At 70.4% G+C, this 12,777-nt stretch carries 13 protein-coding genes; 6 read left to right on the forward strand and 7 right to left on the reverse strand.

Features of this window, described 5'->3' with window-relative positions; translation table 11 throughout:
* Positions 1 to 16: 16 nt before the first annotated feature.
* A complete protein-coding gene (locus ACIDOF_RS18455; protein WP_409006993.1) occupies positions 17 to 1,252 on the reverse strand; it encodes an MFS transporter in 1,236 nt (411 codons plus the stop codon).
* A gap of 109 nt (positions 1,253 to 1,361) precedes the next feature.
* A complete protein-coding gene (locus ACIDOF_RS18460; protein WP_409006994.1) occupies positions 1,362 to 1,958 on the reverse strand; it encodes a TetR/AcrR family transcriptional regulator in 597 nt (198 codons plus the stop codon).
* A gap of 121 nt (positions 1,959 to 2,079) precedes the next feature.
* Here ACIDOF_RS18460 and ACIDOF_RS18465 point away from each other — a divergent pair, with 121 nt between their 5' ends.
* On the forward strand, positions 2,080 to 2,835 hold the full coding sequence (locus tag ACIDOF_RS18465) for an SDR family NAD(P)-dependent oxidoreductase (protein ID WP_409006995.1): 756 nt from the start codon (positions 2,080 to 2,082) through the stop codon (positions 2,833 to 2,835).
* Positions 2,836 to 2,925: 90 nt separating this feature from the next.
* Here ACIDOF_RS18465 and ACIDOF_RS18470 read toward each other — a convergent pair whose 3' ends face one another.
* Together ACIDOF_RS18470 and ACIDOF_RS18475 are read right to left on the reverse strand one after the other, a co-directional pair.
* On the reverse strand, positions 2,926 to 3,606 hold the full coding sequence (locus ACIDOF_RS18470; protein ID WP_409006996.1) for a pyridoxamine 5'-phosphate oxidase family protein: 681 nt from the start codon (positions 3,604 to 3,606) through the stop codon (positions 2,926 to 2,928).
* A 129-nt stretch (positions 3,607 to 3,735) separates the two neighbouring features.
* Complete coding sequence (locus ACIDOF_RS18475) at positions 3,736 to 5,181, reverse strand: cellulase family glycosylhydrolase (protein WP_409007074.1); 1,446 nt, start codon at positions 5,179 to 5,181, stop codon at positions 3,736 to 3,738.
* Between the two features lie 474 nt (positions 5,182 to 5,655).
* On the opposite strand from ACIDOF_RS18475, the gene ACIDOF_RS18480 reads away from it, so the two are divergent.
* Complete coding sequence (locus ACIDOF_RS18480; RefSeq protein WP_409006997.1) at positions 5,656 to 6,780, forward strand: type III polyketide synthase; 1,125 nt, start codon at positions 5,656 to 5,658, stop codon at positions 6,778 to 6,780.
* 99 nt (positions 6,781 to 6,879) lie between these two features.
* On the opposite strand, the gene ACIDOF_RS18485 is transcribed toward ACIDOF_RS18480, so the two are convergent.
* Positions 6,880 to 7,236, reverse strand: coding sequence for a chaplin (locus tag ACIDOF_RS18485; RefSeq protein ID WP_409006998.1), 357 nt, complete (start codon positions 7,234 to 7,236; stop codon positions 6,880 to 6,882).
* A 474-nt stretch (positions 7,237 to 7,710) separates the two neighbouring features.
* On the opposite strand from ACIDOF_RS18485, the gene ACIDOF_RS18490 reads away from it, so the two are divergent.
* From ACIDOF_RS18490 to ACIDOF_RS18500, 3 genes are all read left to right on the forward strand, one after another.
* Positions 7,711 to 8,988: a choice-of-anchor P family protein gene (locus tag ACIDOF_RS18490; RefSeq protein ID WP_409006999.1), complete on the forward strand. Its 1,278-nt coding sequence runs from the start codon at positions 7,711 to 7,713 to the stop codon at positions 8,986 to 8,988.
* 196 nt (positions 8,989 to 9,184) lie between these two features.
* Positions 9,185 to 9,619: a tyrosinase family oxidase copper chaperone gene (locus ACIDOF_RS18495; RefSeq protein WP_409007000.1), complete on the forward strand. Its 435-nt coding sequence runs from the start codon at positions 9,185 to 9,187 to the stop codon at positions 9,617 to 9,619.
* Positions 9,603 to 10,469, forward strand: coding sequence for a tyrosinase family protein (locus ACIDOF_RS18500; protein ID WP_409007001.1), 867 nt, complete (start codon positions 9,603 to 9,605; stop codon positions 10,467 to 10,469). The genes ACIDOF_RS18495 and ACIDOF_RS18500 overlap by 17 nt, the downstream gene beginning before the upstream one ends.
* Positions 10,470 to 10,519: 50 nt before the next feature.
* Here ACIDOF_RS18500 and ACIDOF_RS18505 read toward each other — a convergent pair whose 3' ends face one another.
* Both ACIDOF_RS18505 and ACIDOF_RS18510 read right to left on the reverse strand, forming a co-directional pair.
* On the reverse strand, positions 10,520 to 10,891 hold the full coding sequence (locus tag ACIDOF_RS18505) for a chaplin (protein WP_409007002.1): 372 nt from the start codon (positions 10,889 to 10,891) through the stop codon (positions 10,520 to 10,522).
* A 90-nt stretch (positions 10,892 to 10,981) separates the two neighbouring features.
* On the reverse strand, positions 10,982 to 11,419 hold the full coding sequence (locus tag ACIDOF_RS18510; RefSeq protein ID WP_409007003.1) for a hypothetical protein: 438 nt from the start codon (positions 11,417 to 11,419) through the stop codon (positions 10,982 to 10,984).
* 214 nt (positions 11,420 to 11,633) lie between these two features.
* On the opposite strand from ACIDOF_RS18510, the gene ACIDOF_RS18515 reads away from it, so the two are divergent.
* A complete protein-coding gene (locus tag ACIDOF_RS18515; RefSeq protein WP_409007004.1) occupies positions 11,634 to 12,632 on the forward strand; it encodes a collagen binding domain-containing protein in 999 nt (332 codons plus the stop codon).
* Positions 12,633 to 12,777 lie beyond the last annotated feature (145 nt).

Consider the following 12,777-nt stretch of genomic DNA (forward strand, 5'->3'; position numbering starts at 1 on the left):
ACGCGGGCCGCGCGGCTCAGCGCGTACCGGAGTCAGCGTACGGCGACCCGGCACCGGAAGCCGGGGCGGAACCGGCGGCCACGACCGAGGCGCGGGCGGGTGGCGGGGTGCGGCGGCGCCACCACAGCTCGGGGAGGAGGGAGAGCAGGCCGAGCAGGGCGAGCCCGGCGCCGAGCCACAGCGGGGAGCGCAGCCCGTACGCCCCGATGAGCAGCCCGCCGACGGACGAGCCGACGATCACGCCGAGGGTGATGAACGAGGTGTGCACGGTGTTCACCAGCGGCCCCGCGTTGCCGGTGCGCTGCACGCGTGTGGCCATCGCCGGGTTCATCGTGACGCCGACCAGGCCGATGCCGAGCATGAGGACGACGGCCGCCGCGGGGAGGTCGGCGAGCAGCGCGAAGCCCGTCAGGAAAAGGGAGTTGAGGGCGAGCCCGGCGACCTGCACCCCGACGGCCCACCCGTCCGCGAGCCGCCCGACGACGGTGTTGCCGACGACGGTGGCGGCGCCGTACGCGACGAGCAGGACGGGAACGGTGCCCGCGTCGAAGCCGCTGACCCGGGTGAGGATCGGGTTGAAGTAGCTGAACGCGGCGAACGTCGCGCCGATGATGAGCGTGCTCGTCGACAGCACCAGCCACAGCCGCGGCTTGCGGAACACCGCGATCTCACCGCGGAACCCGCCGCCCGCCCCGGTGGCCGGCCGCTCGATCTGCGGCACGGCGAGCAGCGTGACGGCCGCTGCGACGACGGTCAGCCCGGTGATCGCCCAGAACGCCGCACGCCAGCCCAGGTGACCGCCGACGAACGTCGCGATCGGCAGGCCGAGCAGCGTGCCGAGCATCAGCCCGTTCATGGCCACGGCGATGGCCCGGCCCCGCACCTCCTCCCGCGTGAGCGCCGAGCACACGGACACGGCGACGCCGAAGAACGCCTGCGAGGCGATCCCGGTGACGACCCGCGCCGCCACCATCACGCCGTACGTCGGCGCCGTGGCGGCCAGGACGTTGCCGACGAGGAAGACCGCGAACAGGATCGACAGCGCCTGCTTCGGCCGCAGCCGCATCACGGCCAGCGCGAGGAACGGCCCGCCGACCGCCATGGCGACGGCGAACACGGTGATCAGGTAACCGATCTGAGGGACGGTCACATCGAGCCCGTCGGCCATCTGCGGCATCAGTCCGGCGACGACGAACTCGCTGGTCACCATCGCGAAGATGCCGAGGGCGAGTACGTACACGGCGCGTGGCATGGGTGGGTTCCTCCGTAGTTTTAGATGGATCGGTTCAAAATTTGGGTACGCGGAACCGTGGAACTGCAGAACCGCGGAACCGGGCCCCGAGGGGCGTGGGTGGCGGGGTTCAGTGGGTCAGGGAGTCCATGGCGCAGGCGGCGATGCCTTCGAGGGTGCGGCGGTCGGCCCCGTTCTGCGCCGAGACGCGCATGCCGGCGATCACCGCGTTGAGGAACCGCGCCAGGGCGTCCGCGTCGCGCGCGTCGGCCAGTTCGCCGGCGCGCTGGCCTGCCGCGACGGCCTGGCGCAGCGAGTCGAGCCGCCGCTCCTGGTCGCGCCGGATCAGCTCCGCGACCTCGGCGTCCCGGCCCGCCAGCTCCGTACTGCTGTTGACGCCGAGGCAGCCGATGCCGCGGCCTTCGCGGCGGTTCTCCTCCTCGGTCTCGATGGTCGCGGCGAACAGCGCCTCGATCCGCTCGGTGACGGTGCGGGCCGGGTCGTCGAGGAGGGCGAGCTGGTTGCTCGTCGTCATGTCGATGTAGCGGGCGAGTGCGCGCATGAACAGCGCGTGCTTGCTGTCGAAGGTGTTGTAGACGCTGCTCCGGCCGAGCCCGGTGGCCTCGCACAGGTCCTGGGTGGAGGTGGCTTCGTACCCCTTCTCCCAGAACAGGCGCATGGCGGACTCCAGGGCCCGGTCCTCGTCGAACATCCGCGGTCGTGCCATGGCTGGAGCGTAGCAGGTTTTGAACCGACCGTTTCAATACGTCGGGCGGCCTTGATGTGGGGGCGGTGGGGATGTTCTGATCGATGATCGATCAAATCGTGGCGGTTGCAGGGAGGTCCAAGTGCAGCGGGAGCAGTCACAGGGGGAGGGCGGCCGGCCGGTCACCGTCGTCACCGGCGGGAGCCGCGGCATCGGCGCCGCGATCTGCGTACGCCTGGCCGCCGAAGGCCACGACGTCGTCATCGGCTACCGCGCGGACACATCGGCCGCCGAGCAGGTCGCGGAGGCGGTACGGGCGCACGGCCGCCGGTGCCTGACCGTCCGCGTGGACACGGCCGACGAGACCGACGTGGACCACCTCTTCGACACCGCACGCCAACTCGGGCCGGTGACCGGCCTGGTCAACAACGCCGGGGTCAGCGGCCCCAACGGCCCGCTCGCCGAGGCCGACGCGGAGGGCATGCGCCGCGCCCTCGACGTCAACGTGCTCGGCTACCTGCTCTGCGCCCGCCGGGCCGTACGGGACATGTCCGCGCGGGGGAGCGGCGCGATCGTCAACATCTCCTCGGCGGCGGCGACCCTCGGCGGGCCCGGCCAGTACGTGCACTACGCGGCGGCCAAGGCGGCCGTCGACGCGATGACGGTCGGCCTCGCCAAGGAGGTCGCCGGGCAGGGCATCCGCGTCAACTGCGTTGCGCCGGGCACCATTTGGACCGACTTCCACGAGGACCCCCGGCGCCCCGCCAAGGTCGCCGCGAACATCCCGATGGGCCGCGCGGGCCGCCCCGAGGAGATCACGGGCGCCGTCTCCTGGCTCCTCTCGCCCGACGCTTCCTACGCGACGGGAGCCGTGGTCCGGGTGGCGGGCGGGCTCTGACGGACGGGCGCCTTGGGCCGAGTGGCCTGCGGCCTGTGACCGACGTGGACGTGGGCCGCGTGGCTGGTGGCCCCCGAGCTCTCCGCCCTCTCAACGGCCGTCGGCGCGGCTCCGGTTCGTGATGTGCGGCGGCGTCTCGATCCCGGCGGGGAGCAGCGGGTCGGGCTCCGGGCCGCCCCATGTGGTGTGCAGCGGCAGGGTGCCGGCCCAGAGTCCGAGCGCCGCGTCCGGCCCGTCCCCGTCGTCGGGGCCGCCGGTGCGGATCTTCACGGACGCCTCGTCGAGGGGCAGGGCGAGCAACGCGGTCGCGGCCAGCTCCTTGCGGTTCGGCCGCCGCGCGTACGCCCACTGGCCCGGCGCCGCGTGCTCCGTCAGGCACCGCAGCCCCGCCAGCTTCTCGTCCGGGTCGGTGACCTGGCGGGGCACGCCGTACACCATCGCGCAGCGGTAGTTCACCCCGTGCTCGAACACCGACCGGGCGAGGACCAGCCCGTCGACGTGCGTGACGGTCACGCACACCTCCGTTTCCGGCGCGGTGACGAGGCTGCGACTGGCGACGGAACCGTGGAACCACAGCTGCCGCCCGTCACTTCCGTACACGGTCGGCACCACCATCGGCACCCCGTCCACGACCACCCCGACATGGCACACGAACCCCGCGCCGAGAATCGCGTCGAGCTCGGCCCGGTCGACGCTCCCCTGCTCCCGCAACCGTCGATGCCGGGTCCGCTCGGTCTCCTGGAGGCGCGGGGGAAGCTGCTGGTCTGTCATGCCGTCCGTCCGTGATCGAAGACCTCTCGCGTCAGCAGACGATATCGCCCGTGAAGCCGCCTGGGAACCACGAAATCCGTTGTCCTTCCAGGCGGTTGGCGCGGAAAACCTCCACGGCTCGGCCGCACGTCACCTCCGCTCCACCACCACCCCCACCCGAGCCCCCGGCGCCGCCGACACCCAGGCCCTGCCCGGGACTTGGCGGACGACGGTCGCCCTGCCGTCGGTCTCGACCCGCCAGTCGGCCGACGGCAGGGACAGCTCCGTGAGACGGGGGCCCGGGCGGCGGGTCGCCTCGTACGACAGCCGGTAGACGCCGCTCGCCGGGTCGTACGACGCGGACTCGACCGTGCCCGCGACCGCCTCCGCGTACGGCTCGGCCGTGAGGTCCTTGTTCGTACGGAACGCGCCGGACCCGTCGACCGCGCAGTAGCCCCCGCCGTAGCACCACACATAGCCGGCCCAGCCGGAGCTGTAGCGGCTCAGCGAGGCCATCGCGTCGCGGTAGAAGCGGTTCATGTTCGGCAGAGAGTTGTTCAGCGGCCCCCACTCGCCGACCACCACGGGCACCCCGTACTCCGCCGGGTACTGCGTCACCGCACGCTCGTACGCCTCGACCCAGCCCGCCGACGGGTCGTAGTCCGCGCCGCTCTCCATCGCGGTGTTGTAGAAGTGCGGCGCGTACACCACCTTCTCGTCGTTCACGCGGCCGAGCCCGGTCGGCACGCCCTCGCCGACGATCGGGGTCGGCTCGACGAAGATCCACCCGTCGTCGTCGGCGGACCGGACCGCCTCGGCCAGGCGGTTGTACATCGGCGTGAGCTGCTCGCGCTCGATGCGCCGCGCCGCCGTCGGCAGATCCTCGCCGGGCCTGATCTCGCCCATCGGCTCGTTGATCAGGTCGTAACCGAAAAGCGCCGGGTGGGAGTCGAATCGCTCGGCGAGCACGCGCCACATCCTGGCCTGGGCGTGCTGCAGATCCTCGTCCTCGTAGAGATGCGTGAAGGCCCGCTGCACCGCCGGCTGGAAATACTCCGAGAACCAGTCGTCGGGATTCGGCTCGAACGCCAGGCCGTCGGTCCGCGTGGCCCATTCCGGAATGCCCCGGTGCCCGAAGGCGGGCCCGAACACGTCCTGGTGCGCGTCGATGAGCACCCGCATTCCGTACCGCTCCGCCCAGTCCAGTACGCGCTCGATCTTCCGCAGATAAGCGCGGCTGTACTGCCCCTTCTTCGGCTCCAGGTCGTCCCAGAAGACCAGCAGGCGGGCGAAGTTGAAGCCCTTGGCCCGCATGTCCCGGAAGTGTTTCTCCTCGATCGCCGAAAGTGCCGCGTCGCCCCGGTTCCCCTTGTCCTCGACATTCCAGCCGCGCAGCGTCAGCGTCCGTCCGTGTTCGTCGGTGAGCGCGGGTATGGAGCGATGCGCGTCCATCGGGTCCGTGGCGTCCATCGCGTCCGTCGCGCGCTTCGGGGAGCCCGGTGCGTCGTCGGCCCGCGCCTCCGTCGCCGGGAGCGGCGCGGCGGCCAGGACGGAAGCCAGTACGGCGGTCAGCGCGGTCACGATCGCTCTGCGCAGCAAGTCGAGCTCCGATCGGTCGACGGGCGGCCGGCCGGGACAGCCAGGCCGGCCTGCATGCGGAGGCAGCCCAACAGCCCCTCCGCACACGGGAGTTACCGACGGTTCTACTGGGCGGTACCGGGCAAGGGAATCCCCACGACAAGGGAACCTCGCCTCCCGGCCGACAACTGACCGTCCCCGTCCGGATCTTGACCGCCGGGGCCCGCACCGGCGCGAGTCGAACCCGAGTCGGCTACCCGAGTCGACCACCCGAGTCGACCACCCGAATCGGCCCGCACCGCTTTCCGAGTGACGAGTGTGAGAACCGGGTTGTCGCACAGCCGCCACATCCGCACCCGGGGTTAGGCTGCGCGGCATCCCGACCGGATTCCCGTCGGATTTCTGTCGGATTCCCGTCGGATTCCCGGTCATCGGACGACCCGCTTCACCAGTTGATTCCGCACCCTTGAAACGACCGTGAGGAGTGGGTGAATGCCCGTTCTGTGCCGCCCAGCAGTGTGGGTCCCCGACAACATGCTGACGATGGAGGAGACGTTGGCGCTCGCCCGCCGACTCCATCCCGAGCACCCGCGGCTGCCCTTGGTCCTCCGCATGATCAAGAACACCGGCGTGACCAAACGCCATTTGATCCAGCCCGTCGAGGACACCCTGAAACACCCCGGATTCGAAGCCCGCAACCGGCTCTACGGCCAGGAGGCCCGCCGCCGCATTCCCGCCGTCGTCGAACAGGCCCTGCGCTCCGCCCAACTGCAGGCCAGGGACATCGACGCGATCGTCTTCGTGTCGTGCACGGGATTCTCCATGCCGCCCCTGACCGCATGGATGATCAACGAACTGGGATTCCGCCCGGACACCCGGCAGATCCCCATCGCCCAACTCGGCTGCGCGGCAGGCGGCGCGGCCATCAACCGCGCCCACGACTTCTGCCGCGCCTATCCGGACGCCAACGTCCTCATGGTCGCCTGCGAATTCTGCTCGCTCTGCTACCAGCCGGACGACGACGACATCGGCTCCCTGCTGTCCAACGGCCTGTTCGGCGACGCGATCGCCGCCGCCGTGCTGCGCGGAATCGGCGGCACCGGCGTCCGCCTGGAGGCCAACGCCGCCCACCTCGTCCCGCACACCGAGGACTGGATCTCGTACGAAGTGAAGTCCACGGGATTCCACTTCCGGCTCGACCGCCGCGTCCCCGGCACCATGAACGTCCTCGCCCCCGCCCTCCACACCCTGGCCCGCACCCACGGCTGGGACGCCACGCAGCTGGACTTCTACATCGTGCACGCGGGCGGCCCGCGCATCCTGGACGACCTGAGCCACTACCTGCGCGTACCGCCCACCGCGTTCCGGCACAGCCGGGCCACCCTCACCACGTACGGGAACATCGCGTCGGCCGTCGTGTTCGACGCCATGCGCCGGCAGTTCGACGAAGGGCTGCCCGACGGCGCCCGCGGGCTCGTCGCCGGATTCGGGCCCGGCATCACCGCGGAGAGCTCCCTCGGTTCCTGGACCACCGCGGAACCGCCCTGGCTCGGAAACCAGCTGGCGCGCCGCCCCAAGAGCCTGGTGGCGAGCGGAAGTTCGGACCGGCGCCACTGACCGTCACCGACCACGCCCGACCGCTGCTGACCGACGCGAAAGGTCCCCCGGACTCTCCGATCGGAGTCCGGGGGACCTTCGTCTTCAGCGGGGCTGGGTTCAGCGGCCGTAGCCCTTGGCGCCGTAACCCTTGTCCCCGTAGCCCTTGCCGTTGTCGCCGTAACCCTTGCCGTTGTCGCCGTAACCCTTGCCGTGGTCACCGTTGCCGTTGTCGCCGTCGGCGTTCACGCAGGTGTTGCCGAAGGCGGGGTTGAGCAGGGCGATGACGTTGACGGTGTTGCCGCACAGGTTGACCGGAACGTGGACCGGAACCTGCGCCAGGTTGCCGGACCCGACGCCGGGCGAGTGGGTGGCGGCACCCGACGCGTCCGAGTCGGCGATGGCCATGCCGGCCCCGCTGAGGGCAACGGCACCCGCGCCGGCGACGACGGCGACAGCCTTCGCGATACGAGACATCAAGAACTCCTTGGGCAGTGAAGTGGCCGCTGGAACGTGGCCATGCGTCCCTTCAACGCGCTAGTCGCACTAGCGTCACGGCCGTTAGGCCGAACGGGAGCCCACGGCGCACACCCGCCCCCGCGCGCCCCACAGTCCACCGACGCCCCCGCGAACCCGTGCGCGAACGCCCCCGGAATTCCTGAACTCGCCCTCCCCGTAACCGATTTCGCCGGACGGCCCGAAGAAATTCCTCCGCGTACGCAGGGAAGGTGCGGCCGAACAGGAGCGAATTCCGGTTGCTGCGGCCATCTGTGTGGCCACATGGGCGAATTACCAGATGACCCGGTGGTGTAACCGCGCTTTTCCGTGACGACCGGGTAAACCTGACGATCGCCGGAACGAGACGTCCCGGTATTCAGGAATTGCGTACAGGTCCGACGGGTCCGTGACCCGCGGTGCAAACGCCAACCTGTACCTCATGAAGGGAAGTTCATGGCCTCAGTCATGAAGGGTGTGGCAAGCCGCAGCGCCCTGGGCGCCGCCTGTGCCGCGACCCTGCTGGCGGTGACCGCCGGAACGGCTCATGCCGGCGGCGACTGCACGAGCTACGCGTACGGCCTCAAGTCGATGCTCGGCCCGTTCGACACCGGCAAGGTCGCCAAGTCGGCGTACCCCGAAGGCCCCGCCAAGGCCGACGTCGCCAAGGTGCGGCTCCCCGGCATCGGCTCGGTCGAGGGCATCGGCAGCACCGCGACCGGCAACGCCGCGGCGGGCACCACGAAGTCGACCGCGAAGGTCGCCGACGCGAGCCTGAACCTCCGCCTCGCCACCCTGACCACCGACGCCGTCACGTCGAGCTGCGACGCCATGACGACGGGCAGCCCGGTCGCCACCGTCCGCATCGCCGGCGGTGCGGCCTCGGCCCCGATGAGCTCCGCCAACGTCGACCTGCCGGCCAACCCCGAGCCGAACACCACGGTCACCCTGCCGCGCGGCGCCGGTCAGCTCGTCCTCAACGAGCAGATCCGCAACCGGGACGGCTCGCTCACCGTCAACGCCGTCCACCTCAGGGCGTCCAAGCTCACGCCGTTCCCCGGCGACCTGATCCTCGCCTCGTCGACCTGCACCGCCGAGGGCGGCCAGTCCCAGCCGCGGCCCCCGCAGCAGCCGAAGCCCCCGAAGGCCGACCTGGGCTCCATCACCAGCCGCGCCTACGACACCGACGGCGCCCGCCTGCCCGGCGTCACCTTCGAGCTGAAGCGCGCCAAGTCGAGCATGTCGCCGACCTGCACGGGCGACAACACCGGCGCCTGCACGTTCGACGAGCTCCGCCGCGGCACGTACAAGGTGTGCGTGGTCGACGTCCCCGACGGCTACAGCAAGCCCGAGAAGGACTGCCGCGAGGACATCGCGATCAACGGCAACCACCGCAACGTCTCGTTCGTCATCCCGAAGGCCAAGCCGAAGCCGCCCGCGCAGCGCCTCGGCTCGATCACCACCAGGGCCGTCGACACCGACGGCAAGCGCCTGCCCGGCGTGGCCTTCGAGCTGAAGCGCGCCAAGTCGAGCATGTCGCCCTCCTGCACGGGCAACAGCTCCGGCGCCTGCACGTTCGACAAGCTCACCCGAGGTACGTACAAGGTGTGCGTGATCGACGTCCCCGACGGCTACAGCAAGCCGAAGAAGGACTGCCGCGGCGACATCGCCATCGACGGCAACCACCGGAACGTCAAGTTCGTCATCCCAGCCGCGAACGACGGGAAGAAGTGACGTACGCATTCTGAAGCGCGGGCGGAACACCTCGACGGGGTGTTCCGCCCGTCGCCGCTGTGGCGAGCGGAAACACTCAGCCGAATGGCCATGGCCGCCTCCCGCTCCGTGTCCCGTGTTCCACCTAGATTTTCATCACAACGTCGGGGAGGCATTCCATGCCCAACGGAGTCGACTACCCGTCAGGAGCCAGCTCATGATCCCCTCGCGCCGTGTTCTCATGCGTTCTCTTCTCGCTCTGCCCGCCGCAGCCTGTGCGAGCGGTTGCGCGGCCGGCGGGGAAAAGGCATCGGCCGCGTCCCACCCTGCACACCCCGTTCACCCCGAACCGCAGCCGGGCGGCACATCCGCCGCTGACGTCGAATTCGACGAGATCTACCGGGGCCGCCGCATTCAGGCCGTCGCGGAATCCGGTGACGTGCCCACGCTCTACATCGACCACCGTCCGCTGCACCTGATGCGCTGCGCCGACGGCGGCTACGTCACCCCGATCGACCACTACCAGTCCTGCCGCACCCCGATCGCCGCCGCCCGCGCGGCAGTCGACGTGCTGGGCACCGCCCAGTTGAGCCGGTACGCCGCGGCCCACGGCGGCGGCGCGGAAGGGAGCCCGCATGACGTACACGCGTAAGAACGTCCGCGATCTCAGCAAGTCCGAGCGGCGGAGATTCGTCAACGCGGTCCTGGACCTGAAGCGTTCCGGGGAGTACGACGAATTCGTCCGCGTGCACATCGACTATTACGTCTCCGACGGCGAGGACCAACTCCGCCTCGCACACATGGCGCCGTCCTTCCTGCCCTGGCACCGAATGTTCCTGCTCGAATTCGAGCGGGCGCTGCGCCGGATCGACTCGTCGGTGACCGTCCCGTACTGGGACTGGACGCGTGACCGCACTCCGGCCGCCGGGCTGTGGAAGTCGGACTTCATGGGCGGCACCGGCCGGCGCCGTGATCTCCGCGTCATGGACGGGCCGTTCGCGCGTTCCGAGGGCCGCTGGCGCGTGCGCTACGCGATGACCGACGGCGATTTCCTCACCCGCGACCTCGGCCGCCCCCGCGACCCGCTTCCGCTGCCGACGAAGGCACAGGTGGACCGGGTGATGCAGGAGACGGTGTACGACGTGGAGCCGTGGAATTCCATGAGCCGCAGGGGATTTCGCAACCGGCTCGAAGGCTGGGGGCCGGGGGAGGGCGACGACCGTTTCCTGATCCACAATCGCGTGCACCGCTGGGTCGGCGGACTCATGCTCGGCGGCGCCTCGGTCAACGACCCGATCTTCTGGCTGCACCATTCGTACGTCGACATGCTCTGGTCGCGTTGGCAGCAGCGCAATCCGCGTGCCGGATACCGGCCGGCGACCGCGCCGTTGCCGGGCACGTCGCAGTTCCGGCGGGTGGCGGCCCGGGACGAACCCATGGGGCCCTGGGACGTGACCCCCGAACAGATGCTGGAGCATCGGCGCATCTACCGGTACCGATGACAAATCCCCCTCGGCCCGCGGGCCGAGGGGGATTTCGCGTTCCGGGAGACTCAGCCGCCGTAGCCGCCCTTGTCCCCGTAACCCTTGCCGCTGTCGCCGTAGCCCTTGTCGCCGTAGCCCTTGCCGCTGTCGCCGTAGCCCTTGCCGTGGCCACCGTTGCCACCGCCGTTGCCGTTGTCGCCGTCGGCGTTGACGCAGGTGTTGCCGAAGGCCGGGTTGAGCAGGCCGATGACGTTGACGGTGTTGCCGCAGACGTTGACCGGGATGTGGATCGGAACCTGGGCGGCGTTGCCCGAGATGACGCCGGGCGAGCCGACGGCGGCACCCGACGCGTCCGAGTCGGCGGCGGCGAGACCGGCCCCGCTGAGGGCAACGGCACCCGCGCCGGCCACGACGGCGACGGCCTTCGCGATGCGAGACATCAGATACTCCTTGGACGGTGAAATGGTCGGTTGAAGACGGCCATGCGCCCCGTCCAACGGCGGAACGACCGGACAGACACGGCAATTCGATCAAGTGGGATCTTCATCCCGGAACGGGTCGGTCAAAGGGCCCAACGAGGCCAGCGGCAGGTCGAGACGTTGTACGGAAAAACGTTTCTTGCGGTCCCGCGGAGCCTGCAGGCCGAGCGGCCTCAGATCCGTGAACGGCTGCAGCAGGTCCCCGAGTTCGGCCGGGCCGTCCACCGGCGCCTCGGACTCCGGCGCCGGGGCCGGTGCCGGGGCAGGGGCCGGGATGTGGCTCGGTGTCGCGGCGAGGCCCGTGAGGCGGCGCTCGAAGTCGGCCCTCAAGTGGTCCAGGGCGTCGAGGAGTTCATGCAGTCCGCGCCGGTAGGCGTCGGTGAGCGCGGAGTCGTTCTTCGCGGCCGTGGGCTGCGGCAGGGACGCGGCGCCGCAGGTGCAGCCCGAAGGCCGGACGACACCGGCCTCATGTTGACTATTCGTAGTCATGCCAGGACAACGACCTCCCCTCGCGCGCGGGAACGCGGCATACGGGTGACGGCGTGCACGAAGGGGTAGTTCGGCGCGCAGTAGTCGTGAAGGGCTTGTGCAGATTCGGCTATTCCGGTGGTCGTGCCGCGCCACCTGGCGGATGGGCGGGTTTCTCCGCCGTGCGGGATGTGTGCTATGCGGCATGTGGTCACTTTCACGCCCCAAGGAAGCCTTGTCGGGCAGGTCCCGACTGCGTCTCTCCGCCCGGTCCACCGCCATCTCCTGCGGCGCGCTCGCCCTGCTGTGCGCTCCGCTGACGGCGACGACGGCCCACGCCGAGTCCGGTGCGCCCAGCGCGTCCGGAGCCGAGGCGGCCGCGCCGCTGCCCGGAGGTTCGGGCCCCTGTGTGCCGGGCTACTGCCCGGACGAGTTCCCGCCGATCGACTTCGACCCGGCTGAGCTCGGCGAGCACGTCCTCGACCCGCACAAGCCGAAGCCCCTGCCCAAGCCGAAGCCGATGCCCAAGCCGAAGAAGAAGCGCGGGCCGGTCAAGGTGGTCAAGACCGACAAGAAGACCGGAAAGCCGCTGGCCGGCGCCAGGTTCGAGCTGTGGCGCGAGACCAACGACACCGCCGGGCTGCAGACCGTCGGCATCAACCCCGACACCCGTGTCGGCGACCCCTGCACCACGGGCGCCGACGGCGTCTGCACGCGTACGGTGCCGGTCGGCACGTACTACTGGCGCGAGACCCAGGCGCCTCCCGGGTACGTGCTGCCGAAGCCCGCGGTGTTCGGGCCCCTCGAGCTCACCAAGGACAAGTGCAAGACGGGCGTGACGGTGAAGGCCACCAACTCGCGTAAGCCCCCGAAGCCGCCGCACAAGCCGAAGGGCTCGCTGCACGTCGTCAAGGTCGACAAGAAGACCGGGAAGCCGTTGCAGGGTGCGGTGTTCCAGCTGTGGCGGGAGACCAACGGCCGTGCGGGGCTGCAGACTTCGGGCACGAGCCGGGACACGCGGATCGGCAACGGCTGCGCCACCGACACCCGTGGCCGCTGCGACTTCAAGGACCTGCGGCTCGGTAGCTACTACCTCCAGGAGACGGACGTCCCCGACGGGTACGAGCTGCCGGCGAACCCGGTCAGCGGGCCGCACACCCTGACGAAGGAGAACGCGTCCAAGGGCGTCACCGTCCGCCTCAGCAACAAGCGCGGCGGTCCGGGCAAGGGCTGACGGCCCGCCTCGGCACCTCCGGCAGCACTCCGGGCACGGCCTTCGGGCCGTGCCCGGTCGTCGTTCCGAGGGGCGGGACGGCGGGGGTGACCTCTTGACCGGTGCGATGTCCGGCCATTAGCTTGCGGGGGCCGTCGATCCACGA

It is taken from the genome of Streptomyces sp. Da 82-17 (genome assembly GCF_046098215.1).
In the GTDB taxonomy this organism is placed as follows: Bacteria; Actinomycetota; Actinomycetes; order Streptomycetales; family Streptomycetaceae; genus Streptomyces.

Coding starts and splice junctions, on each gene's coding strand:
- ACIDOF_RS18455 (WP_409006993.1), bottom strand. CDS start 1,252: ATGCCACGCGCCGTGTACGTACTCGCCCTCGGCATCTTCGCGATGGTG.
- ACIDOF_RS18460 (WP_409006994.1), bottom strand. CDS start 1,958: ATGGCACGACCGCGGATGTTCGACGAGGACCGGGCCCTGGAGTCCGCC.
- ACIDOF_RS18470 (WP_409006996.1), bottom strand. CDS start 3,606: ATGACAGACCAGCAGCTTCCCCCGCGCCTCCAGGAGACCGAGCGGACC.
- ACIDOF_RS18480 (WP_409006997.1), top strand. CDS start 5,656: ATGCCCGTTCTGTGCCGCCCAGCAGTGTGGGTCCCCGACAACATGCTG.
- ACIDOF_RS18485 (WP_409006998.1), bottom strand. CDS start 7,236: ATGTCTCGTATCGCGAAGGCTGTCGCCGTCGTCGCCGGCGCGGGTGCC.
- ACIDOF_RS18490 (WP_409006999.1), top strand. CDS start 7,711: ATGGCCTCAGTCATGAAGGGTGTGGCAAGCCGCAGCGCCCTGGGCGCC.
- ACIDOF_RS18495 (WP_409007000.1), top strand. CDS start 9,185: ATGATCCCCTCGCGCCGTGTTCTCATGCGTTCTCTTCTCGCTCTGCCC.
- ACIDOF_RS18500 (WP_409007001.1), top strand. CDS start 9,603: ATGACGTACACGCGTAAGAACGTCCGCGATCTCAGCAAGTCCGAGCGG.
- ACIDOF_RS18505 (WP_409007002.1), bottom strand. CDS start 10,891: ATGTCTCGCATCGCGAAGGCCGTCGCCGTCGTGGCCGGCGCGGGTGCC.
- ACIDOF_RS18510 (WP_409007003.1), bottom strand. CDS start 11,419: ATGACTACGAATAGTCAACATGAGGCCGGTGTCGTCCGGCCTTCGGGC.